This window comes from Staphylococcus debuckii (genome assembly GCF_003718735.1).
Taxonomy (GTDB): Bacteria; Bacillota; Bacilli; order Staphylococcales; family Staphylococcaceae; genus Staphylococcus; species Staphylococcus debuckii.
In genome coordinates, this window is sequence record NZ_CP033460.1 from 834,831 (window position 1) to 859,935 (window position 25,105).

General features: G+C 35.7%; 22 protein-coding genes and 1 tRNA gene. 17 read left to right on the forward strand and 6 right to left on the reverse strand.

Going from position 1 to position 25,105, the window contains the following annotated elements:
- Positions 1 to 31 precede the first annotated feature (31 nt).
- From CNQ82_RS03710 to whiA, 12 genes are all read left to right on the forward strand, one after another.
- Positions 32 to 673 carry a YfbR-like 5'-deoxynucleotidase gene (locus CNQ82_RS03710; protein WP_095106481.1) on the forward strand — a complete coding sequence of 214 codons (642 nt, stop codon included), beginning with the start codon at positions 32 to 34 and terminating at the stop codon, positions 671 to 673.
- Between the two features lie 6 nt (positions 674 to 679).
- The gene (locus CNQ82_RS03715; RefSeq protein ID WP_123144145.1) at positions 680 to 925 is read left to right on the forward strand and encodes a CsbA family protein; all 246 of its coding nucleotides are present in this window, start codon (positions 680 to 682) and stop codon (positions 923 to 925) included.
- A 359-nt stretch (positions 926 to 1,284) separates the two neighbouring features.
- Positions 1,285 to 3,267 (forward strand): excinuclease ABC subunit UvrB, encoded by a 1,983-nt coding sequence (uvrB, locus tag CNQ82_RS03720; protein ID WP_123144146.1) that lies wholly within the window; start codon positions 1,285 to 1,287, stop codon positions 3,265 to 3,267.
- 7 nt (positions 3,268 to 3,274) lie between these two features.
- Entirely contained in the window at positions 3,275 to 6,118 is a 2,844-nt protein-coding gene (gene uvrA / locus CNQ82_RS03725) for an excinuclease ABC subunit UvrA (RefSeq protein WP_123144147.1), read from the forward strand.
- Positions 6,119 to 6,356: 238 nt separating this feature from the next.
- Entirely contained in the window at positions 6,357 to 7,295 is a 939-nt protein-coding gene (hprK, locus tag CNQ82_RS03730; RefSeq protein ID WP_123144148.1) for an HPr(Ser) kinase/phosphatase, read from the forward strand.
- Positions 7,295 to 8,122 carry a prolipoprotein diacylglyceryl transferase gene (lgt, locus tag CNQ82_RS03735; protein ID WP_123144149.1) on the forward strand — a complete coding sequence of 276 codons (828 nt, stop codon included), beginning with the start codon at positions 7,295 to 7,297 and terminating at the stop codon, positions 8,120 to 8,122. Before hprK ends, lgt begins: the two co-directional genes overlap by 1 nt.
- A 14-nt stretch (positions 8,123 to 8,136) precedes the next feature.
- Positions 8,137 to 8,619 carry an acyltransferase gene (locus tag CNQ82_RS03740; protein WP_420876460.1) on the forward strand — a complete coding sequence of 161 codons (483 nt, stop codon included), beginning with the start codon at positions 8,137 to 8,139 and terminating at the stop codon, positions 8,617 to 8,619.
- A gap of 20 nt (positions 8,620 to 8,639) precedes the next feature.
- Positions 8,640 to 10,079, forward strand: a complete 1,440-nt coding sequence (locus CNQ82_RS03745) for a tetratricopeptide repeat protein (RefSeq protein ID WP_123144150.1) — start codon at positions 8,640 to 8,642, stop codon at positions 10,077 to 10,079.
- A 112-nt stretch (positions 10,080 to 10,191) separates the two neighbouring features.
- Entirely contained in the window at positions 10,192 to 11,145 is a 954-nt protein-coding gene (gene trxB, locus CNQ82_RS03750; protein ID WP_123144151.1) for a thioredoxin-disulfide reductase, read from the forward strand.
- A 163-nt stretch (positions 11,146 to 11,308) separates the two neighbouring features.
- Entirely contained in the window at positions 11,309 to 12,232 is a 924-nt protein-coding gene (gene rapZ / locus CNQ82_RS03755; protein ID WP_123145639.1) for an RNase adapter RapZ, read from the forward strand.
- Positions 12,219 to 13,217, forward strand: coding sequence for a gluconeogenesis factor YvcK family protein (locus CNQ82_RS03760; protein WP_123144152.1), 999 nt, complete (start codon positions 12,219 to 12,221; stop codon positions 13,215 to 13,217). Before rapZ ends, CNQ82_RS03760 begins: the two co-directional genes overlap by 14 nt.
- Before the next feature lie 18 nt (positions 13,218 to 13,235).
- On the forward strand, positions 13,236 to 14,180 hold the full coding sequence (gene whiA, locus CNQ82_RS03765; protein ID WP_123144153.1) for a DNA-binding protein WhiA: 945 nt from the start codon (positions 13,236 to 13,238) through the stop codon (positions 14,178 to 14,180).
- Between the two features lie 47 nt (positions 14,181 to 14,227).
- Here whiA and CNQ82_RS03770 read toward each other — a convergent pair whose 3' ends face one another.
- The 3 genes from CNQ82_RS03770 to CNQ82_RS03780 all read right to left on the reverse strand — a co-directional run bounded on the left by CNQ82_RS03770 (position 14,228) and on the right by CNQ82_RS03780 (position 17,441).
- Positions 14,228 to 15,403 (reverse strand): MFS transporter, encoded by a 1,176-nt coding sequence (locus tag CNQ82_RS03770; protein WP_123144154.1) that lies wholly within the window; start codon positions 15,401 to 15,403, stop codon positions 14,228 to 14,230.
- A 351-nt stretch (positions 15,404 to 15,754) separates the two neighbouring features.
- Positions 15,755 to 17,080, reverse strand: coding sequence for a branched-chain amino acid transport system II carrier protein (gene brnQ / locus CNQ82_RS03775; RefSeq protein WP_123144155.1), 1,326 nt, complete (start codon positions 17,078 to 17,080; stop codon positions 15,755 to 15,757).
- Positions 17,081 to 17,369: 289 nt separating this feature from the next.
- A tRNA-Arg gene (locus CNQ82_RS03780) sits at positions 17,370 to 17,441 on the reverse strand.
- A gap of 148 nt (positions 17,442 to 17,589) precedes the next feature.
- On the opposite strand from CNQ82_RS03780, the gene clpP reads away from it, so the two are divergent.
- Positions 17,590 to 18,174: an ATP-dependent Clp endopeptidase proteolytic subunit ClpP gene (gene clpP / locus CNQ82_RS03785; protein ID WP_015899677.1), complete on the forward strand. Its 585-nt coding sequence runs from the start codon at positions 17,590 to 17,592 to the stop codon at positions 18,172 to 18,174.
- A 65-nt stretch (positions 18,175 to 18,239) separates the two neighbouring features.
- Here clpP and CNQ82_RS03790 read toward each other — a convergent pair whose 3' ends face one another.
- A complete protein-coding gene (locus CNQ82_RS03790; protein WP_123144156.1) occupies positions 18,240 to 18,431 on the reverse strand; it encodes a hypothetical protein in 192 nt (63 codons plus the stop codon).
- Positions 18,432 to 18,515: 84 nt separating this feature from the next.
- A complete protein-coding gene (locus CNQ82_RS03795) occupies positions 18,516 to 19,418 on the reverse strand; it encodes a TIGR01777 family oxidoreductase (RefSeq protein WP_123144157.1) in 903 nt (300 codons plus the stop codon).
- 577 nt (positions 19,419 to 19,995) lie between these two features.
- On the opposite strand from CNQ82_RS03795, the gene CNQ82_RS03800 reads away from it, so the two are divergent.
- Positions 19,996 to 20,940: a DUF4887 domain-containing protein gene (locus tag CNQ82_RS03800; RefSeq protein ID WP_123144158.1), complete on the forward strand. Its 945-nt coding sequence runs from the start codon at positions 19,996 to 19,998 to the stop codon at positions 20,938 to 20,940.
- Between the two features lie 69 nt (positions 20,941 to 21,009).
- Here the strand turns inward: CNQ82_RS03800 and CNQ82_RS03805 are convergent, their stop codons facing one another.
- A complete protein-coding gene (locus CNQ82_RS03805) occupies positions 21,010 to 21,240 on the reverse strand; it encodes a hypothetical protein (protein WP_123144159.1) in 231 nt (76 codons plus the stop codon).
- 313 nt (positions 21,241 to 21,553) lie between these two features.
- On the opposite strand from CNQ82_RS03805, the gene CNQ82_RS03810 reads away from it, so the two are divergent.
- The 3 genes from CNQ82_RS03810 to CNQ82_RS03820 all read left to right on the forward strand — a co-directional run bounded on the left by CNQ82_RS03810 (position 21,554) and on the right by CNQ82_RS03820 (position 25,096).
- Positions 21,554 to 22,570 (forward strand): sugar-binding transcriptional regulator, encoded by a 1,017-nt coding sequence (locus CNQ82_RS03810; protein ID WP_123144160.1) that lies wholly within the window; start codon positions 21,554 to 21,556, stop codon positions 22,568 to 22,570.
- A 64-nt stretch (positions 22,571 to 22,634) separates the two neighbouring features.
- Positions 22,635 to 23,642 carry a type I glyceraldehyde-3-phosphate dehydrogenase gene (gene gap, locus CNQ82_RS03815; protein ID WP_123144161.1) on the forward strand — a complete coding sequence of 336 codons (1,008 nt, stop codon included), beginning with the start codon at positions 22,635 to 22,637 and terminating at the stop codon, positions 23,640 to 23,642.
- Between the two features lie 263 nt (positions 23,643 to 23,905).
- On the forward strand, positions 23,906 to 25,096 hold the full coding sequence (locus tag CNQ82_RS03820; RefSeq protein ID WP_123144162.1) for a phosphoglycerate kinase: 1,191 nt from the start codon (positions 23,906 to 23,908) through the stop codon (positions 25,094 to 25,096).
- The last annotated feature ends 9 nt before the right edge of the window (positions 25,097 to 25,105 follow it).

Genomic DNA, 25,105 nt, shown 5'->3' on the forward strand with positions numbered 1-25,105 from the left:
ACTCATTAAATAGACAAGGGGTGAGCTGGATATGGGTGTACATCAATATTTTAAAAGACTATCAGATCTAGAAAAGCTAATACGCTTGCCTGGAAAATTTAAATATTTTGAACATAATGTAGCTGCGCATTCTTTCAAAGTTACTAAGATTGCTCAATACTTAGGTACAGTAGAGGAAGCGCACGGTAATGAAATTAACTGGAAAAATTTATATGAAAAGGCTTTGAATCATGACTTTGCAGAAGTATTTACAGGCGACATCAAGACACCTGTAAAATATGCAAGCCGTGATTTAAAAGTGTTGTTCTCACAAGTTGAAGAGGAAATGGTCGATAACTTTATCAGGGAAGAGTTTCCTCCTGAATACCAAGATGTTTATAGAGAAAGGCTGCAAGAAGGTAAAGATGATTCTTTAGAGGGACAAATATTGGCGGTAGCTGATAAAATCGATTTGCTTTATGAAACATTTGGTGAAATACAAAAGAGAAATCCGGATGATTTGTTCTTCGAAATTTATGAGATGTCTTTAGAAACAATTATGCAGTTTGATCATTTAGTATCGGTACAAGACTTTATCGATAATGTAATTCCGGAAATGTTGACAGAAAACTTCATTCCACGATCGGAATTGCGAGAATTAACAATGTCGATTTTAAATAAAAGAGATGGGTGACAACTTATGGTTCTCGTTTGGTATCTTTGTGCTTCGTTTTTCCCTTGTGTTTTAGTTGTATTATTCAGCGTAATTACTAAAAATAAATGGGTAGGTGCAATTGTAACATTAACGCTGATTGGCGGTTCAATTTATAAAGGATTCTTCCATAATGAATGGATTATTTTTATAGATGTAGTATCGTTGTTAGCGGGATTTGTGATTGTTGATCAATTGAATCTCCACAAACAGCACGAAGATGAAGATCGTTAAAAAGAATGATATAAGATAATATATTTCAGTACTTGTCACTTTTGAGGCAAGTGCTTTTTTCGTCTTAAAAAAACTTTTTACCTTACGAACAGATGTTTGTATTTTTTCGGATGAATCTGTTAAAATAGTTTATGATACAAAAAGTTTGAGATAAAGCCAAAATGAGAATATATAGATTAGCAAATAGGGTTGAATTAAATGTACAAACGGACAGTGCGGACTGAAGAGATAACAATGTCTGCTCGTCTGAGTAGGAGGTTGAGGCAATGAGGATGTCTCAGCCGATTTGTGTTTTAGTACATTGATATAAAGATTGAATATGATTATGTGAATATAAATAAAAGGAGATTGTTAATTGCATGGAACACCATCCATTTAAAATTGTCTCTGGTTATGAACCTCAAGGTGACCAGCCTACAGCGATTAAAGAGCTTACAGAGGGTATTAAAGCGGGCAAACGTCATCAAACATTGTTAGGTGCGACAGGGACAGGTAAAACTTTTACAATGAGCAATGTGATTAAAGAAGTAGGTAAACCGACACTTGTTATCGCACATAACAAGACACTTGCCGGTCAATTATACAATGAATTTAAAGAGCTGTTTCCAGAAAATAGAGTAGAATATTTCGTCAGCTTTTATGATTATTATCAACCAGAAGCTTATGTCCCTTCAACTGATACATTTATTGAAAAGGATGCAACGATCAATGACGAAATCGACCAATTACGACATTCCGCAACAAGTTCTTTATTTGAACGTGATGATGTAATTATTGTTGCTAGCGTCAGCTGTATTTTTGGGTTAGGGAATCCGGAAGAATATAGTGACTTAGTAGTAAACATCAGAGAAGGCATGGAGATGGACCGCAGTCAGTTTTTGAGAGACTTAGTGGACATTCAATATACCAGAAATGATATTGATTTTAAACGTGGTACCTTCAGAGTTCGCGGAGATGTAGTTGAAGTCTTCCCAGCTTCACGTGAAGAAATATGTATCCGTGTAGAATTTTTCGGAGATGAAATTGATCGTATCAGCGAAGTGAATTACTTAACTGGAGAAGTATTAAGACAACGTGAACACTTCTCAATTTTCCCAGCATCTCACTATGTCACACGTGATGAAAAGCTGAAATTAGCGATTGAAAGAATTGAAAAAGAACTAGAAGAACGTCTAAAAGAATTACGTTCTGAAAATAAATTATTAGAAGCTCAAAGACTGGAACAAAGAACCAATTATGATTTGGAAATGATGAGAGAAATGGGCTTTTGTTCAGGAATTGAAAACTATTCTGTTCATCTAACTTTACGCCCAATCGGTTCCACACCATACACGTTACTTGATTACTTCGGTGATGATTGGTTGGTAATGATTGATGAGTCTCATGTAACTTTACCGCAAATCAGAGGAATGTATAACGGAGACAGAGCACGTAAACAAGTGTTAGTTGACCATGGTTTCCGTTTGCCGAGTGCAATCGATAACAGACCTTTAACTTTCGAAGAATTTGAAGAAAAAACCAAACAATTGGTTTATGTTTCAGCTACACCTGGACCTTATGAATTAGAACATACAGATAAAATGACTGAACAAATTATTCGACCTACTGGCTTGTTAGACCCTAAAATTGAAGTCAGACCTACTAAAAATCAAATTGATGATTTATTAAGTGAAATTCAAGATAGAGTAGAAAAAAATGAACGTGTATTAATCACTACATTGACGAAGAAAATGAGTGAGGACTTAACGACATATCTTAAAGAAGCGGGTATTAAAGTAAACTATCTGCATTCTGAAATTAAAACTTTAGAGCGTATCGAAATCATAAGAGACTTGCGTATGGGAACTTATGATGCGGTCGTAGGTATCAACTTGTTAAGAGAGGGTATCGATATACCAGAGGTTTCTCTTGTAGTAATTTTAGACGCTGATAAAGAAGGTTTTTTACGCTCTGAACGTTCACTCGTACAAACTATTGGCCGTGCTGCCCGTAATGAACATGGTGAAGTAATTATGTACGCTGATAAAGTGACGGACTCTATGCAATATGCAATAGATGAAACAGAACGTCGTCGTAAGATTCAAAATGAATATAATGAAGAACATGGTATTACGCCGCAAACGATTCATAAGAAAATTCATGATGTTATCAGCGCAACAGTAGAGACAGATGAAGAAAATGAAAAAGAACAAAAAGTAGTTCCTAAAAAATTAACGAAAAAAGAACGAGAAAAAACAATTGCCAATATAGAAAAAGAAATGAAAAAAGCAGCGAAAGATTTAGACTTCGAAAGAGCAACAGAATTAAGAGATATGTTATTTGAATTAAAGGCAGAAGGGTGATATCTAGATGAAAGAACCATCCATAGTTGTAAAAGGTGCCAGAGCGCACAACTTAAAAAATGTAGATGTAGAGTTACCGAAGAATAAATTGATTGTGATGACAGGCTTATCAGGTTCTGGTAAGTCTTCCTTAGCGTTCGATACCATCTATGCTGAAGGGCAGCGCCGTTATGTCGAATCGCTAAGTGCATATGCGCGTCAATTCTTGGGACAAATGGATAAACCAGATGTAGATACAATTGAAGGATTGTCGCCAGCAATTTCAATTGATCAAAAAACTACCAGTAAAAACCCACGTTCAACAGTAGCAACTGTAACAGAAATATATGATTATATTCGTTTGCTGTATGCAAGAGTAGGAAAAGCATATTGTCCTGAACATGGAATTGAAATAGAATCACAAACGGTTCAACAAATGGTAGACCGTACATTAGAATTAGAAGAACGCACTAAAATTCAATTAATGGCTCCGGTGGTTAACCACCGTAAAGGTTCACATGAAAAGCTATTACAAGATATCAGTAAAAAAGGTTACGTGCGTGTACGTGTAGATGGTGAAATATTAGATATTAATGATGTGCCGGAGTTAGACAAAAATAAAAACCATACGATAGAAGTAGTTGTCGATCGCTTAGTAGTTAAGGATGGAATTGAGGGCAGACTAGCTGACTCAATTGAAACAGCTTTAGAACTCGCAGATGGTAACTTAACTGTTGATATTATTGATGGAGACGAATTGAAGTTCTCTGAAAATCATGCTTGTCCAATTTGCGGATTCAGTATCGGTGAACTAGAACCCCGTATGTTTAGTTTCAACAGTCCATTCGGTGCTTGTCCTGATTGTGATGGTTTAGGTCAAAAATTAACAGCAGATGTTGATTTAATTGTGCCTGATCCGAATAAATCATTAGCAGAAGGTGCTATTGTACCTTGGGAACCTAAGAGTTCAGATTTTTATCCAACACTTTTAAAACGCGTATGCGAAGTGTATAAAATTAATATGGACAAACCTTTCAAAAAGTTGACTGATCGTCAAAAGAATATCATCTTACATGGTTCAAAAGATAAAGAAATTAAATTTACTTTTGAATCGCGAAATGGACAAAAACGTACACGTACTATGCCGTTTGAAGGTGTTATTCCAAATATTGAAAGACGCTTTCATGAATCGCCTTCTGAATATGTACGCGAAGTGATGCGTAAATATATGACTGAGCTCCCTTGTGAAACTTGTCATGGAAAACGTTTAAGTAAAGAAGCGTTATCTGTTTATGTGGCAGGTTTGAATATTGGAGAAGTAGTAGAGTATTCAATTAAAGAGGCTTTAGATTTCTTTGAAAACATCGATTTGTCAGAGCAAGATCGAAAAATTGCAGATTTAATTTTGAAAGAAATCATTTCCAGATTGTATTTCTTAAATAATGTCGGGTTGGATTATTTAACGTTGAATCGTTCCTCAGGCACACTTTCTGGTGGTGAGGCACAACGAATTCGCTTAGCTACTCAAATCGGTTCCAGATTGTCAGGTGTACTCTATGTGTTGGATGAGCCGTCTATTGGTCTGCATCAACGTGATAATGATCGTTTAATTGAAACGTTGAAAGAAATGCGCGATTTAGGTAATACACTCATTGTAGTTGAACACGATGATGATACGATGAGAGAAGCGGATTACCTAGTAGACGTAGGGCCAGGTGCCGGAGAACATGGTGGCGAAATTGTGGCTAGCGGTACTCCAAAACAAGTGATGCGTAACAAGAAATCCTTAACTGGTCAATATTTGAGCGGCAAGAAACGTATTGAAGTACCAGAATACAGATGTCCAGCTACAGAGCGCAGATTGAAAGTCAGAGGCGCTAATAGCAATAACTTGAAAGATGTCAATGTCGATTTTCCGCTCTCTACTATGACTGTCGTTACAGGAGTATCGGGCTCAGGGAAAAGTTCTTTAGTAAATGAAGTGCTGTATAAAACACTTGCGCAAAAAATCAATAAATCTAAAGTAAGACCTGGCAAAGTAGATGAAATTGAAGGTATCGATCAATTGGATAAAGTGATTGATATTGACCAATCTCCAATTGGTAGAACACCACGTTCAAATCCAGCTACTTACACAGGTGTATTCGATGATATTCGCGATGTATTTGCACAAACGAATGAAGCGAAGATTCGCGGGTATCAAAAAGGACGTTTCAGCTTTAATGTTAAAGGCGGCCGTTGCGAAGCTTGTAAAGGTGACGGTATTATTAAAATAGAAATGCACTTTTTGCCTGATGTCTATGTACCTTGTGAAGTATGCGGAGGTAAACGTTACAACCGCGAAACTTTAGAAGTCACATACAAAGGTAAAAACATTGCAGATGTATTAGATATGACTGCAGAAGAAGCGACTCATTTCTTTGAAAATATACCTAAAATCAAACGTAAATTACAAACTTTAGTAGATGTTGGTTTGGGCTATGTTAAATTAGGACAGCCAGCAACGACTTTATCTGGCGGTGAAGCACAACGTGTCAAACTTGCATCTGAACTGCACAAACGTTCTACTGGACGTTCTATTTATATATTAGATGAGCCGACAACAGGTTTGCATGTTGATGATATCAGCCGTTTATTGAAAGTGTTGAATCGTATTGTAGAAAACGGCGACACTGTAGTTATTATTGAACATAACTTAGACGTCATTAAGACAGCGGACTATATCATTGATTTAGGACCTGAAGGCGGCGATGGCGGCGGTACAATAGTTGCGACCGGCACGCCGGAAGAAATTGCAGAAACGCCGGATTCTTATACAGGCAAATATTTGAAAAAAGTTTTAGAGCGGGATAAAGCTGAAGCAACAAAATAAGAAAATACTATCGGAGCGGAAAGACGAAATAATTTGAAGTATTATTATTTCATCTTTCCGCTCTTTTTCTTATACATAAAATATTTTCCAACAAGGAAAGTGAATAAATTTTTGAACATTGTCAAAAAATGATAGAATGTATCAAGTAATAATCGTTAAACCAATAACTTAAACACAATCTTTTTTGATATGATAGAGATAAGAAGAAATAAAGGAAATTGAGGATTGAGGTGAAATTATGTTAACTGCAAGAGCGTTAGTTAATAAATTCAAGTTGCAACTCGTTGCAGGTGAAGAGGGATTGGATCGTCCAATACATAATACAGATATTTCTCGACCAGGTTTAGAAATGGCAGGTTATTTCTCTCATTATGCATCAGATCGTATTCAATTATTAGGCACTACTGAGCTTTCTTTTTATAATCTGCTTCCTGATAAAGAACGTCACGGCAGATTACGTAAATTATGTCGTCCAGATACACCGGCAATTATAGTAACCCGTGATATTGAGCCTCCTGAAGAACTAGTGACTGCAGCAAAAGAACTAGGTACACCATTGCTTACTTCTAAAGATCCTACAACCAGCTTAATGAGCCGTCTGACAACCTATTTAGAGCATGAATTGGCTAAGACGACATCATTGCACGGCGTACTTGTCGATGTTTATGGTGTGGGCGTGCTTATTACAGGAGATTCTGGTATTGGTAAAAGTGAAACTGCTTTAGAACTCGTTAAACGCGGTCACCGTCTAGTAGCAGATGATAATGTGGAAATTCGTGAAATCACGAAAGATGAATTAATTGGTAAACCGCCAAAACTAATCGAACATTTATTAGAAATTCGCGGGTTAGGAATTATTAATGTAATGACTTTATTCGGCGCAGGTTCTATTTTAACCGAGAAAAAAATCGGTTTGAATATCAATTTGGAAAATTGGGATAAAGATAAACTCTATGACCGTGTCGGTTTAAATGAGGAGACATTGCGTATTCTAGAAACTGAAATCACGAAAAAAACGATTCCTGTACGGCCAGGCAGAAACGTGGCTGTTATTATTGAAGTTGCGGCGATGAATTACCGCTTGAATATAATGGGAATTAATACAGCTGAAGAGTTTAATGAGCGATTAAATGCTGAAATTCTACGCAAAAATGAACATAAAGAGGAGAACGAGTGATGATGTCGAATTTGGCTTACATTGATCCTATAGCCTTTCACCTAGGTCCGGTAGAAGTGCGCTGGTACGGAATCATTATCGCAGCCGGTATTTTATTAGGTTACTTTATTGCACAAGAGGGTGCTAAAAGAATAGGATTACATAAAGACGCTTTAATAGATATTATCTTTTGGAGTGCCATCTTTGGATTTATTTCAGCGCGAATTTACTTTGTTATTTTTCAATGGCCTTATTATGCGGCCAATCCAGCTGAAATTCCGATGATTTGGCATGGAGGCATTGCAATTCATGGTGGTTTGATAGGTGGATTTATTACCGGGGTAATTATTTGTAAACGTAATAATCACCATCCTTTGCAAATCGGAGATATTATTGCGCCAAGTATTATTTTAGCGCAAGGCATTGGACGCTGGGGCAACTTTATGAACCACGAAGCACATGGCGGGCCAGTGTCTAAAGCCTTTTTAGAAAATATGCATATCCCTGAATTTATTATTAATAATATGCACATTGATGGTAAATATTACCAACCTACATTTCTATATGAGTCAATTTGGGATGTAATTGGATTTGCACTATTGTTATTTTTACGCAAGCATTTACGTATTGGAGAAACATTCTTTGTTTACTTAATCTGGTATTCTATCGGAAGATTCTTTGTAGAAGGTTTACGTACAGACAGCTTAATGTTGACAAGCAACATCCGTGTAGCGCAACTCGTATCCATTCTCTTGATAGTTATTAGTATCGGCATGATTATTTATCGCCGTATTAAGTTTCAACCTCCACAATACAAAGATACTAAGGCATTACCTTGGCCTAAATAGAAAAGAGTGATGACTTGAGACAGTATAAAAAGATTGTTAATCATTTTCCTCATACTAACCCTTTATGGCGCATGTATAAAATAATCAACTTTTCTAAAGTGTTCAGACAAACATTGTTAATTGAAATTGCGCGGTTTATCCCAGTGTTGTCTTTAAAACTATGGGTATATCGTGCTTGTTTAGGCATGAAAATCGGTAAGAAAACAGCGTTCGCTTATAAAGTTATGCCGGATGTATTATATCCAGAATTAATTCAGATTGGTGAAAATTGCGTAATAGGCTATAATACAACAATATTGACACACGAGTTTCTAGTTTCAGAATATCGTATTGGAGAAGTTGTAATCGGCAATAATACTTTGATAGGCGCTAACTCAACTATCTTGGCTGGTGTAACTATAGGAAATAATGTGCGTGTAGGTGCAGGTACAGTTGTGAGTAAAGATATTCCGGATAATGCATTAGCATTCGGAAATCCTATGCAAATACGTTTATAGTTAGAAAGGAGGGACAATCCATGGCACAAAATCAACATAAAAATGTCATACCGATGCAAAGAGATGCTGCTTTTTTCAAAAGAATTGCAGAATCTAAAATGAAACAAAAAGATTATCATAAAGCAGCAGAGTATTATCAAAAAGCCCTTGAATTGTCACCTTCTGACTTTGAATTGCTCGTTGATTATACCCAAGCATTGAAAGAAATAGGCCAAGGCAGCAACGTGGCAGAGCGTTATTATGATTATATAGCTAAAGGAGAGCATCTGGCAGATGCGTTTTTCCAATTAAGCCAGCTTTACATCACATTGAACGATCCAAATAAAGCCTTTTGCTTTGGAATGAATTATGTATTAGAAGCGGAAGATGAAGATTATCGTTCTGAATTAGAAGAAATGTTTGAAGTGGTTTATGATGATTTGGATAAATTAGAAAAGGAAAGCCAAGCCTTTGCGGTTCAAATGATTTTCCAGCATCTTTTTTCACAAGGCAGATTAGAAGATGCCAGAGATTATGTGTTGAGACAAGATATGAAGATTCGCGCACATCACAGCATTCGCAATCTCTTAGCTATGAGTTATTTGTATTTAGGTGATTACGATCAAGCGCGAACGATGTTGAAACAGCTCTTAAAAGAAAATCAAACTGACGTTCATGCATTATGCCACTATACATTGTTGCTCTATAATACGAAAAATAAAGCTTACCCTAGTTATCTGCAATTATTATCTAAAGTCGTGCCTATGAATGAAGATGAAACCTTTAAATTAGGTATTGTCCTTAGTTATTTAAAAAAATATGAAGCTTCTCAGAAACTGCTCTTCCCTTTATACAAGAAAGGGAAATTTATTTCTATACAGCTCTTTCACGCTTTAAGTTATAACTATTATTTCCTAGGAAATAAAGAACAGAGTATTTACTTTTGGAATAAGCTGCAAGAAATAACTAAGAGCAGTCCCGGTTATCCTCCTTGGGTGATTTCTGAAAATGATAATTTCTTCCAATCTAATATTTTGCCTTTATTAACGAGTGAAGATAACCATGCCCGTATTTACGGTATCTTTCTATTAAATCAAGTTAAAGGAAAAGAACTGCTGATTACGGAGGAAGTTTGGGCAGTATTAGAAACGATGGATGAATATGAAAAGCTGTACCTCACTTATCTCATTAAAGGATTGAAATTGGTAAAGTTAGATTTTATTCACCGCGGCATGTTAGCATTATATGAGCATGAAACATTACGTCATTACCATAATTTATTTATTGCTTGGATTGATCGTGCAGAAGGTTTGATTGCAAGCGGCTATGATTTAGAGCAAGTTGAAGGTTATGTCGCAGCATTTGTCTATTTATTTTTCAGACAAACTGAACAAAAGGTAACTAAGAAACAAGCTGCAGAGTGGTTTGATATTTCGACTTACGGTTTAAATAAAGCAATTAATATTCTGTTAGAGGTTTAGAAATAAAGTAGGAGATAACGATTTGCTTATGGCATACTTTGAGCAAATCGTTATATTTAAAGAGAACGATATAATATAATACATGATGATATGAAGATAGGAGGCAATATTAATGGCTAATCAACAACCGGATTATGATGTTGTAATTATCGGCGCAGGTCCAGCAGGAATGACTGCAGCCGTCTATGCTTCTCGTGCAGATTTAAAAACACTCATGATAGAACGCGGTGTACCCGGCGGACAAATGGCAAATACAGAAGATGTAGAAAACTTCCCAGGTTTCGAATCCATTTCAGGACCTGATTTATCTACAAAAATGTTTGATCATGCACAAAAATTCGGTGCAGTTTACCAATATGGTGATATTAAACGTATTGAAGATAAAGGTGATATCAAAGAAATCTTTTACGGAGATAAATCCGTAACTGCATATGCTGTTATCATTACAACAGGCGCAGAATACAAAAAAATCGGCGTACCTGGTGAGGAAGAATTAGGTGGACGCGGAGTAAGTTATTGTGCAGTCTGTGACGGTGCATTCTTCAAAGGTAAAAAATTATTCGTAATTGGTGGCGGCGACTCTGCTGTCGAAGAAGGTGCATTCTTGACTAAATTTGCAGATAGCGTGACGGTAGTTCACCGCAGAGATAAATTGCGTGCTCAAAAAATCTTACAAGATCGTGCCTTCAAAAATGAAAAAATGGACTTTATCTGGAACCATACGTTAGCTTCTATTAACGAAGAAAACGGCAAAGTTGGTTCAGTGACATTGCAATCTACTGTGGACGGCAAAGAAGAAACATTGTCAGCAGATGGTGTGTTCGTATATATTGGCATGAAACCATTGACTGCACCATTTAAAGACTTAGGTATCACGAATGATGCAGGCTATATCGTGACGAACGATGAAATGGAAACTAAACTTCCAGGTATTTATGCTGCCGGTGACGTACGTGAAAAAGGTTTAAGACAAATTGTAACTGCTACAGGCGATGGTAGTATTGCTGCACAAAATTCTCAAGCTTATATCGAAGAAGTTAAAGATAAATTAGAAACAGAAGCATAATAAAAACGAACAAGGTTTGAATATTGCACGAATGTAAATTTTCTGTGTATTATTCAAACCTTTTTACATATTCTGCATTTGCAATGCCAATCCATGAAGCGAATGTGATAGTATTGAATATAATGAGGATATTATGAGCGAATTTAAACAGGATGGTGGCAAAATGCAACATGAAGAAAATGAAGTCGTAAATAAAAGTGAATTATTAGTAGTTACCGGTATGTCAGGCGCAGGGAAGTCTGTGGTGCTGCAAAGCTTAGAAGATTTAGGATACTTTTGTGTGGATAATTTACCGCCTATTCTACTTCCTAAGTTTGTAGAATTAATGGAACAAGGGAATCCGTCACTGCAAAAAGTAGCAATTGCAATCGACTTACGCGGGCAAGAATTTTTCAAATCCTTAGTTAAAGAAGTAGACTTACTTCGCAGTCAGAACCATGTTATTGTAGATGTTATGTTTGTGGAAGCGAGTGAATCCAAGCTAATTTCTAGATATAAAGAAACCCGTCGTGCGCATCCGTTAAATGACAATGGTCAACGTTCATTAATAGATGCGATTCAAGAAGAAAGACAATCTCTATCAGAAATCCGCAGTTTTGCAAACTTTGTCATTGATACAACAGCTCTAAAACCTAAAGAGTTACGTGCACAAATAGATGAATTATTCAATCGAGATAATATTGAAACTTTCAGTATTAGTGTGACAAGCTTTGGTTTTAAACATGGTATTCAACAAGATGCAGACTTAGTATTTGACGTGCGTTTTTTACCTAATCCATTTTACGTAAAAGAATTGCGACCTTTGACAGGCGTAGACGACGCAGTCTATCAATATGTTATGAAATGGCAAGAGACGGCTATCTTTTATGATAAGTTGTTGGATTTATTGAAATTTATGATTCCGGGATACAAGAAAGAGGGCAAGACACAGCTGGTGATTGCAATAGGATGTACGGGTGGACAACATCGTTCGGTTGCCTTAGCGAAACGTCTTGCTGAAGATTTAAATGAAAGTTATGACTACAATGTGTATGTTCACCACAGAGATGCGCATATTGAAAGTGGCGAGAAGAATGAAAAAAGTTAAAATCGTATTAATTGGGGGCGGTACAGGACTCTCAGTCTTGGCACGTGGTTTGAAAGATTATCCGATTGACATTACTGCTATTGTGACTGTGGCGGATGACGGCGGCAGTACGGGTAAAATACGTAATGAAATGGATATTCCGGCCCCTGGAGATATCAGAAACGTTATTGCAGCTTTAAGTGATACAGAACCGACTTTGAAAGAATTGTTCCAATATCGCTTCCAAGATAATCAAGTAGAAGGGCATTCGTTAGGTAATCTGCTTATTGCAGCAATGACTAATATTACAGATGACTTTGGTCATGCAGTAAAAGAACTTAGTAAAATATTAAATATCAAAGGACGTGTGATTCCTTCTACTAATTCCAGTATTCGTTTAAATGCTGAAATGGAAGATGGAGAAATCGTCTGCGGTGAATCTAATATTCCTAAACGTCAAAAGAAGATTAAACGTGTATTTATTGAACCTGCTGATGTACAGCCGATGGAAGAGGCGATTGATGCCTTAGAGCATGCGGATTTAATTGTTTTAGGACCAGGTTCACTTTATACAAGTGTACTTTCGAATTTGTGTGTTCCAGGTATCGGGGACGCTATTCAACAAAGTGGTGCTCCTAAAGTATATGTGTCTAACGTAATGACACAGCACGGAGAAACAGATGCCTTTGATGTTATGGATCATGTGCATGCATTAAATCGACATATGGGTGCTAACTTTATCGATTATGTTATTTGTTGTGAAAATGAAGATTATAGCAATCAAATCTTAGAAAATTATCGTAAAGAATGTGCAGAACCTGTTAAATATCACAAAGAAGATATTGAAGCGGAAGGCATTATACCGTTAACTGATCCTGATTTAGTGCATATTTCAGAGAAGAATCGAGTGAGACATAATACTAAGCGTCTTGCTCGGATGATTTATGATTTAGCTCTAGATCTGACAAGCACAATTCCGTTTAAACCTAAAAAAAGAAAAAAGTAAAGAAAGGAATGGCGCAGCATGAGTTTTGCATCAGACATGAAAAACGAATTAACAAGAATAGATGTCGATGAAAAAAATGCGCGGGCTGAATTAAGCGCCTTGATACGTATGAATGGAGCGCTCAGTTTATCTAATCAGCAATTTGTGATTAATGTACAAACTGAAAATGCTACAACTGCAAGACGTATCTATTCTTTAATCAAAAAAGTTTTTAATATTGAGGTAGAAATCCTTGTTCGTAAGAAAATGAAATTAAAGAAAAATAATATCTATATTTGTCGTACAAAGGTAAAATCTAAAGAAATTTTGGATGAGTTAGGAATATTGAAAGATGGCGTTTTTACCCATGCGATTGCACCAGAAATGATTCAAGATGATGATATGAAGCGCAGTTATCTCAGAGGTGCCTTTTTAGCGGGTGGGTCTGTAAATAATCCTGAAACTTCATCTTATCATTTAGAAATCTTTTCTTTATATGAGAATCATTCAGAAGGATTAACTGAATTAATGAATGAATATGATTTGAATGCTAAACATCTCGAACGAAAGAAAGGCAGTATCGTTTATTTGAAGGAAGCGGAAAAAATCTCGGATTTCTTGAGTTTGATAGGAGGCTATCAAGCAATGCTGAAATTTGAAGATGTACGCATTGTGCGTGATATGCGCAACTCTGTTAACCGGTTAGTCAACTGTGAAACAGCAAATTTAAATAAAACAGTAAGTGCTGCCATGCGCCAAGTTGAAAGCATTCAACTGATTGACCAAGAGATTGGAATAGAAAATTTACCAGATCGCTTGAGAGAAATTGCCAAGTTACGTGTAGACAATCAAGATGTGTCCCTCAAAGAATTAGGTGAGATGGTCTCTACTGGTACGATTTCGAAATCAGGCGTCAATCATCGTTTACGCAAGTTGAATGAGCTGGCAGATAAAATTCGAAGCGGCGAACATATCGATATGTAAAAAATGGCTGAGACAAATCAATGTCTCAGCCATTTTTATCTCACGTTTTATTCAACAAATTGTGATTTAGGAATGAAGGATGCAATAGCTAAACCGATAAAGTTAACGATGGATAGAACCACAAACATCATTGTGAATGAAGGTAATTCTAATAATCTTAAAGATAGAATCGGAGCGATTGCTGTTCCAATAAACAGCATGAATGTGTTGATTGAAAGGTAGAATCCTTTATCTTTATCTGTTAATAAACCGATTTGTGAAATAACAGATGGGACGGCGAATGCAATTCCAGCGATAAACGTAACACTGAATGTAGTAATAAGAACTATGTTATGAGTAAGTCCCATTAAGATAATTGAAATGCCGCTTGTGCGCAATGCAATAAGCAATACCTTTTTAACGCCGATGAAATCACTAGCACGTCCTGCTAATAGCGCAAGCACCATACCGATTAAACCAAATAATTTAATAGTTGAAATCATAGTTAAATCTGCGTGAATTGCTTTAGATGTTAAAAATTCATTCAATATGGTATACATTGAAACAAATGAAGTGAGGATTGTGAGTGATACAAAGAAACATAACACAATACCTTTATTATCAAAGATGTGTCGCATATTTTTGAAGAACACAGAGAATTTTGTATCTGGTGTATGATATGGACTTTTAGGAATAGTACGTAAGATCCAAATAGCTAATAGAATATAAACGACTGTTAAAATAAAGTAGACAATACGCCAGCTCATATGTGCAGCGATAATATCACTTAAGTTCTGTCCGATAACACCGGATAACATGAAACTTGTACTAATAAAACTGATTGCAGTAACACGTTTTTTGATTGGGAACACTTCAGTAACATATGTGAGTGATACAGGCGAGAAGCTGGCTGCAGCCATACCTTGTAAAACTCTTACTACTAAAAGCAAGATGAAATTATGAATAAATCCAATTGCAAGTGTAGTTAAAGTTAACCCGCATAAACCAATAAGAATCACTTTTTTCTTACCGAACTTATCTGAAATAATTCCATAGAACATGCAGCTGACTGAATAAGAAATAGAGAATACGACACCAATCAGAGTAGTTGCACTCTCACTTAAATGAAGTTCTTTACCGATAACAGGCATCAAGGGGATAGCAGAATAAAGGCTGCACATAACTGCAATACCTGTTATAAAGAACACAGTGGTGATTAAGTTGTAATTAAACTTTTGCTCCATTACAAACCTACCTTTCTTTAAATAATTAATATGAAGGAAAATTGTTTAATAGGAATTTCAAAATTTACATAAAGAAATAGGGACAAATGTTTCAACACGTCCCATTACTTATGCAAAATGCTCAAAAGATGGCAATATGTCATCGAGCACAAACAGGGAATTGGACATAATTTCTGTCTACTCCCATCATCTTTAAAATGCAATTTTAATTTTAACACATGAAACTTAAATTAAAACGGGTTTGCTCAATATAAAAATATTGTGAAAAATCAGTAGAAAAAATATAAAACCGATGGAAATAGAGATCAATTCCATCGGCTTCATGACGAGATTAAAATTATATTCGATTATTTAAACTTTCTGTGCTTCAGTACGATGTGATGGTTTATTATTTCGATTTCTCATAAAGTCGATAATAATACCGATAAATGTTAATACTAAGAATGGATATAACCAAGCTAATCCTTGTCCAGACAAAGGCAATGCTTGATATAAACTGTTTAAAGGCTTAATTAATTTAAAAGTATTAAAAATCTCAAGTACTGAGATAATCAATGTTGAAATAGTTGGCAGTATATATGCAACTTTTAAATGTGTAGGTATCACAATAGCAATTAACGAAATTAATACTAACACAATAGAAATTGGATAAATAAATGTGAGTAATGGTACAGCAATTTGCAAAATCATATTTAACCCTAAAGTTGAAATTAAGAATCCGACTAGTGAAAAAACAATAACATAGGTTTTATATGAAATTTTAGGAAATTTCTTCATTCCAAATGCTGAGCTTGCGTTGACGAGTCCGATACATGTCGTTAAACATGCTAGAATAACGATAACCCCAAATAATATATTGCCGAAAGCTCCAAATAATCTGACTGAGTTATAAGTTAGGATACTCGCACCATTTTTAAATCCTGGCTTGCTTGTAGTGATACCAAGATAGGCAAGTGAAAAGTAAATGATCGTTAATAAAACAGCTGAAATCAAACCTGCTAAAATCACATTTTTAACAATCTTCTTACTATCTGAAATGCCCGCTAGTTTGAAACTTTGTACAATAACAACTGAGAAGGCGAGTGCAGCCACTAAATCCATTGTGTAATAACCTTCTAAGATACCTGAAACTAATGGCGCTTGAGCGTATTTACCTTGTGGTTCGCCGACTTTGCCTTCTGGGTGAATAATAGCCGCTACACAAAGTGCTCCAATAACTAGTAATAATGCTGGAGTCAGAACTTTTCCTAAATTATCTACCATTCTATTAGGATATAAAGCAATTAATCCTACTATTATAAAGAATACCAGCGAAAACCCGACTAATGTCCAAGTGTTATGGACAGGAATAATAGATTTAGCGCCGATTTCATATGCGACATTTGCAGCACGCGGAATGCCATAAAGCGCTCCAATAGATAAATAAATACAGACTGCAAAAATAAATCCAAACTTTGGATGAACACGATTACCTATAAATTCTACACCGCCGTCATAATAGGCGATGACGATAACTGTTATGTATGGCATTAAAATACCGGTAATTGCAAATCCAGTCATACCAGCCCACATATTCCCCTGTGCGGTATAACCTAACATTGGTGGAAATATCAAGTTGCCGGCCCCGAAAAATAGCGAGAACAACATTAAACCTGATACTAATATTACTTTTTTCATTTGAACCTCCCGAAAAATCAAGAAACAATATTTACTAAAATTTCTGAATATTATCTAATGTTGAAACCTTTCAAATATATAAACTTTAACATAATTCTAACTATTAGCAAAGTTTAAATTGAAAAAATAATATAAAAAGTGATAAATTAAGCAAAAAGGTGCAAATTGAAATGATTATAAAGTGTCAAAAGTATGAAAATCTTAAGGTGAATTTCTGCAAATAAAAGAAACGCTGAATAATCTATCAGCGTTTCTGGTTAATAAGTATTAATGAATATTAGTTATTGAACCCCCTCGGAGGGAATCGAACCCCCATTTTAAGAACCGGAATCTTACGTGTTATCCATTACACTACGAGGGGTAAATATTAACAGACAATTAATAGTGTACCTTTAACCGACTATAGGGTCAATATGGAGAAAGAAATAAAAAGTGAGTATAATTTTTGACCATTTTTGACTTTTAGGTTAAAATATAGTTAATTCATAAAAGTACAAGGAGGAAATGTAATGAATTTAATTCCTACAGTAATTGAAACAACTAATCGCGGAGAACGCGCTTATGACATCTATTCAAGATTATTAAAAGACCGTATTATCATGTTAGGTTCAGCGATTGATGATAACGTAGCAAACTCAATCGTATCACAATTGTTATTCTTACAAGCTCAAGATGCTGAGAAAGACATTTATTTATATATCAACTCACCAGGCGGCAGCGTAACAGCTGGATTTGCAATTTATGACACAATTCAACATATTAAACCAGATGTACAAACAATCTGCATCGGTATGGCCGCTTCAATGGGTTCATTCTTACTAGCAGCTGGTGCAAAAGGCAAACGTTTCGCGTTACCAAACGCTGAAGTTATGATTCACCAACCACTAGGCGGCGCGCAAGGTCAAGCAACTGAAATTGAAATCGCTGCTACTCATATCTTAAAAACACGTGCTAAATTGAATAAAATTTTAGCTGAACGTACTGGTCAATCAATCGAACAAATTGAAAAAGATACAGATCGTGATAATTTCTTAACAGCAGATGAAGCTAAAGAATACGGTCTAATTGATGAAGTAATGCAACCAGAAAAATAATATACTGATATAAGAACGAAACAAGGGCGGAGACAAAATGTTGTCTCCGCCCTTGTTTCGTTTGCTTAATGTTTATTGCGGTTTCTTTTCAAATATTTCATCAGTACGCTCACCAATATTACGATACCTACTAAGAGGTACAAGATAGCAATAAAGATTGATGGAGCTTGGGTCGTCATGGCGAAACTTCCGATACATATTAAAAGAATACCAGCAATTGCTAATAATGATTGAGTTAAAATGTCGTTCTTATCCACAAATCCACCTTCGTTCTAACCACGTGGCTGACATTCATCAGTCAGGAATTTCTTAATTAAATACTACTTTAAATGAGTAGTTGATTATTCGTGCACTAAATTATCTAGTGCAGCTTTTAAATTTGGATAAGCAAAATCGAATCCTCGTGCTTGCAAGCGATTCGGAATTGCTTTTTGTGTATCTAAGATGATTGTAGCACGTTGACCTAACACTAATCTCAAGACTAAACTAGGCGCCCATGTTTCATGAGGTTTGTGCATTTCTCTAGCCAGTGTATATCCGAAAAGATTTTGTCTTTCAGAGACAGGAGCAGTGAGGTTGAATACACCCTCAGCATTTGAATCGTGAATTAAAAATAGAATAGCACGTGTTAAGTCAGTGATGTGAATCCAAGAATACCATTGGAAGCCTGTGCCTAATTTGCCTCCAAAGTAAAATCTGTATGGAAGTTCCATAGTAGGAAGGGCGCCGCCTTCATCTGAAAGAATCATGCCGAATCGTCCAATTACGACTCTTGTACCTAATTTTTCAAATTTACGTGCAAATCGCTCCCATTGATAAGTAATATCTGAAAGAAAATCATGAGGATCGCATTTAGAAAGTTCTGTATAAGTTCTATGGAAATCAGGTCGATAATAACCCACAGCACTTGCGTTAAATAAGACAGACGGATGCGTATTCTTATGCTCGAATAATTCGTAAAGTGCTTGAGTCGAACGAATGCGGCTCAACATTAGAGTACGTTTATAATCTTCAGTCCAACGATTATTTAATGAAGCACCAGCGAGATTGATTACAATATCGATATGATTAGGTACTTTGTCTTCCCATCCATCTTTATTCCAATTAACATAAGTAATCTTATTGTCTAAGCTATGACGATCTTGTCGAGTGAGAATAGTAATATGCGAATCAGTATTATAGATAGCATCTACTAAATGACTACCTACTAAACCTGTACCACCTGTGATTAAATACTCTTTCATTTTAGCCACCTCTTTTTTAATATACGTAGTTCTACTTCATTTCTTATATAGACAATATTCATTCTAAATATTCATTGATTATTCAATGTTTAGCCATTAATATGTCAATAAAATCTTAATAGAAGTATTTAAAACAAATACAGAAAAGTTATAATGAAAGTACCTTCGGAAATTAATTAAACATCTCTTAATTAAAAACAGTATACCCCATAATATACATGCGAAGGTGAAATTTTGACTCCCTTTAGTATTGGGCCTATGCGAGAAACGTATAGGTCCATTATTTTTTTAGGAGATAATGATATGAATTTCATTATAACAATCTTTCGGAAGTTAATCATCTGTACACCCTGTGCATGAAAATACTTGTTGCACATCTATATTGATAAAGTGAATATTAAATTCAGATTAATATCGACTCATTTCCTCGCAAAATGATGTATATATCATTGGAAAATGTTATGATTAGTTAATGAAAACTATGAAAATAACAATTCAATTGGGTATATAAAAAATAAATTGCAAAATATCTTAATGTGTAGATTATTAGGAATTGAATTCGGAAAGAGGAGAGCACATGTCTAATAAAAATCGAAATGATTTTGGCAAGCCGCCTAAAAATAAAATGAGCAGCCTCGCGAAAATTGTGAGTGCTATTATTGTTGTTATTTTATTATTCACGCTTGCATTTGCCACTTTCGCATTTGTGGATCACTCTAAGAAAGGCAGCGAGAGATTAAGTCAGGAACAGAAAAAAGAAAAACAAGAAAAGCAAGATAAAAAAGAGAAAAAAGAACGTGAAGAGAAAAAGAAAAAAGAAGAACAGAAACGAAAAGAAAAAGAACAAAAAGAACAACAAGAACAAGAGTGGGCCGATCAACAAGCTGCAGAACAACAAAGACAAAATAATATAAACGCACAACGAGAACAAACCGCTCGACAAGAGGAACAAAATAGAAAAGCTCAAAAACAACAGTCTGCAAACAACAAAGCACAACAAGATAAGCAACAAGAACAAGCGCGTAAAGATCAAGAAGCGGCTAAAAAGCAAGCTGAAAATCAACAAAAGCAAAATGATGAAGTAGCAAAAGAGCGTCAGCAAAAGGCGAAAGAACAAGCTGACAAAGCAATGGAACAACAAAAAGCGAAAGAACAGGAAAATCAGCAAAGACAGCAAGAACAGCAGAAAGCACAACAAGAACAAGCGAATAAACAACGTCAGCAAGATCAGCAAAAATCTAACCAACAACAAAATCAACAACAGAGCAAACCTCAGCAGAATACCCAGAATCAACAGTCAAATAATAAGCCCAGGCCAGGGCAAGGACAACAATCAACAGTAGACAATCCACCAAAAAGCAATCCATCTAATGCACAACCATCAAATAATTCTAATGCAACACAAAATAGACAGACACCTTCAAATCAAGGTAATAGTAGTGGTGCTCAGTCGAATAAATCTAATCAAAGTACTCAATCTAATAATACTAATAATAGTAACAACACATCATCACAACGATAATATTTGCGTTGAATTATAAAGCTGAAGTAGGAGTGGGACAGAAATGATGTCTCAGCCTCTTCAGCTTTTTTAATTTATTAAGTTCAATAACCAAGTAATTAATATAGATATAATGATAAAGAAAGGTAAGCAACCACAGCCGATAGGGAAACAGCCGCCGAAAGAATAGTATTTAAATCTTCTTTCGTTCTCGAAATGAGTTTGACGATTATCAGAATGATCAGGATGAAAATATGTGTCGTCTTTGTATCTAGGATCTTTTGGGTCAATAACTTCTGGATTTTTGTTTTCTTCAGACATGTATATAATTCTCCTTTAATGCATTATTATAGTGGTTAACTGGGTATATGAATAATCATAAGAAAAATTGCGTGGAAAATATAGTTTTTAGATGATTTTTCTTATGGTGAAAGGGTATAATATAATTATTGAGGAACAATTGCATGCAATAGTAAGCTTGGAATTTTATTATAAGCATTTGGACTTGCTTTTTAAATCAGATGATAGTATTATTACAAATGTAAGAGATGTTATTTTTTTGCCCCACCTGGGACTTAAAATGTCAAAGTGTGGTTGCATGCTGACCCTTAAAGATATAGAGGAGGAAATAGTAGTGGAAGACTTGCTTAAAGTCCAACAGAAGTTAATTCCTGAGCTTGTCGACAGAATGTATCGCAGATTCACTATACTCACTACTATCAAGATGCACCAACCTGTTGGAAGAAGAAGCTTGAGCGAATACATGAACTTAACTGAACGTGTATTGCGGTCAGAAACAAACATGTTGAAGAAGCAAGAATTGATTAAAGTGAAACCTACTGGTATGGAAATTACTGATGAAGGTGAACATTTAATCGACGAACTGGATAATTATTTCAACATGTACTCAGATGGTTACCATTTGGCACAACTGATTAAAGAACGTTATCAAATCAGTAATGTTTATGTCGTACCTGGAAATACAGATATCGATAATGCAGTGAAGAGTGAAATGGGTAATCAAGCTGGACAGCTCTTAGAAAAAACTTTTTATAAAGATGCGATAGTATCAATAACCGGTGGTTCTACAATGGCATCGGTAAGTGAGTCAATGCATGTATTGCCATTTAAAACTTTCTTTGTACCGGCAAGAGGCGGTTTAGGGGAAAATATGGTGTACCAAGCAAATACTATTGCAGCAAGTATGGCTGAACAGACTGGCGGTGACTACACAACATTATATGTTCCTGATAATGTCAGTGAATCAACATATGAGTTGTTGATGCAAGAGCCTTCAGTTGCTAATACATTAGAAAAAATCAAGCAATCAAATATTACAATTCATGGCATTGGTGATGCGCTGAAAATGGCGAATCGACGTCATTCATCTAAAGATGTGATTGAAATGCTTCAACATCACAATGCTGTAGGAGAAGCATTTGGTTATTACTTCGATATTCATGGAAAGATCGTCCATAAAGTTAAAACGATAGGACTTCAAATGGAAGATTTAGAATCGAAGCAATATATATATGCTGTAGCTGGAGGTGCTTCTAAAGGCGAGGCGATAAAGGCTTATTTATCGATTGCCCCTAAGAATACTATTCTTATCACAGATGAAGGCGCAGCTAAAACTATCGTACAATCTTAAACAAATTTGGTTATAAAAAGTGAAACCACTTTTTAACAATATCTTTTTAAAGGAGGCCATAATAATGGCAGTTAAAGTAGCAATTAATGGTTTTGGTAGAATCGGTCGTTTAGCATTTAGAAGAATTCAAGATGTTGAAGGTGTCGATGTAGTAGCAGTAAACGACTTAACAGATGATGAAATGTTAGCGCATTTATTAAAATATGATACAATGCAAGGACGTTTCACAGAAGAAGTTGAAGTTGTAGATGGCGGATTCCGTGTGAATGGTAAAGAAGTTAAATCATTCGAAGAACCAGATGCAAGCAAATTACCTTGGAAAGATTTAGACATTGATGTTGTATTAGAATGTACTGGTTTCTATACAAGTGATGAAAAAGCTAAAGCACATATCGATGCAGGTGCTAAAAAAGTATTAATTTCTGCTCCAGCAACTGGTGACGTTAAAACAATCGTTTATAACGTAAACCAAGATACTTTAGACAGCTCTGATGTTATCGTTTCAGGTGCTTCTTGTACTACAAACTCACTTGCTCCAGTAGCAAAAGTTTTAAACGACAGCTTTGGTTTAGTTGAAGGTTTCATGACTACTATCCATGCTTACACTGGTGACCAAAATACTCAAGATGGTCCACACAGAAAAGGTGACAAACGTCGTGCACGTGCAGCAGCTCAAAACATCGTTCCAAACTCAACTGGTGCTGCTAAAGCAATCGGTAAAGTAATCCCTGAAATTGATGGTAAATTAGACGGTGGCGCTCAACGTGTTCCTGTTGCAACTGGTTCATTAACAGAATTAACAGTTGTATTAGACAAAGATGTTTCAGTTGAAGATGTAAACGAAGCAATGAAACAAGCTTCTAACGAATCATTCGGTTACAATGAAGACGAAATCGTATCTTCTGACGTAGTTGGTATGACATTCGGTTCATTATTCGATGCTACACAAACTCGTGTAATGACTGTATCAGGTCGCCAATTAGTTAAAGTTGCAGCTTGGTATGACAACGAAATGTCTTACACTGCACAATTAGTACGTACTTTAGAATACCTTATTAAAGACGTAAAATAATTTGATAATGAGATCTGAATTTGACAAGCTGTAAATGTGCTGTTGAATTTCAATGGTCAGCTTTTGAGTAAGCGGAGAGGCACATACGCTTCTCCGCTTTTTTAAAATTATTAAGCTGTATTGGAACTTAGCGGATAGTTTGTTTCTAAATGGAGAAATTTTCAGATGCTTTAGATATTTTTTCTGCAATATTAACAGCTATATGCTAATCTCAATCTATAGACATTAAAGAATCATGCTTTCATTCAAAGGAGGAAGTTTAGATGGCTAAAAAACATGTATCTGATTTAGATTTGAAAGGTAAAGTTGTATTAGAACGCGCTGATTTCAACGTACCTTTAAAAGACGGAAAAATTACTAACGACAACCGTATTGTTCAAGCTTTACCAACTATCGAGTATATTCTTGACCAAGGTGGAAGACTTGTTCTTTTCTCACACTTAGGAAAAGTTAAAGAAGAAAGCGATAAAGAAAAATTAACACTTCAACCTGTAGCTGAACGTTTAAGCGAAAAATTAGGCACAGATGTTAACTTTATTCCTCATACTCGCGGTGAAGTTTTAGAAAAAGCAATCGCAGAATTAAAAGATGGAGAAGTACTTTTAGTAGAAAATACGCGTTTTGAAGATTTAGACGGTAAAAAAGAATCTAAAAACGATCCTGAATTAGGTAAATACTGGGCATCATTAGGTGATGTGTTTGTAAATGATGCATTTGGTACTGCTCACCGTTCACATGCTTCAAACGTAGGTATTGCATCTCACTTAGAAAGTGCAGCTGGCGACTTAATGGAAAAAGAAATTAAATTTATCGGTGGTGTTGTAAATAACCCTGATAAACCAGTTGTGGCTATCTTAGGTGGTGCGAAAGTATCAGATAAAATCGGTGTCATCGAAAACTTATTGAATGTAGCAGATAAAGTTCTTATCGGCGGCGGTATGGCTTATACTTTCTTAAAAGCGCAAGGCTACGAAATCGGTAAATCATTATTAGAAGAAGACAAAGTAGATTTTGCGAAAGATTTATTAGAACGTGCAGGCGATAAAATTGTATTACCTGTAGATGCTAAAGTTGCAAAAGAATTCTCTAATGAAGCACAATTTACTGTTGTAACAATCGATCAAATTCCAGCAGATCAAGAAGCGCTTGACATTGGTCCTGAAACAGTAGATTTATTCAAAAAAGAACTCGAAGGCGCACATACTGTAGTATGGAACGGTCCTATGGGCGTATTCGAATTTGAAAACTTCGCACAAGGTACTATCGGTGTTTGTGAAGCAATTGCATCATTAAAAGACGCGACTACTATTATTGGTGGCGGCGACTCTGCAGCAGCAGCAATGATGCTTGGATTCGAAGACGACTTCTCACACATTTCAACTGGCGGCGGAGCTTCTCTTGAATATCTTGAAGGCAAAGAATTGCCAGGTATCAAATCTATCAGCGACAAATAAGCAATATAA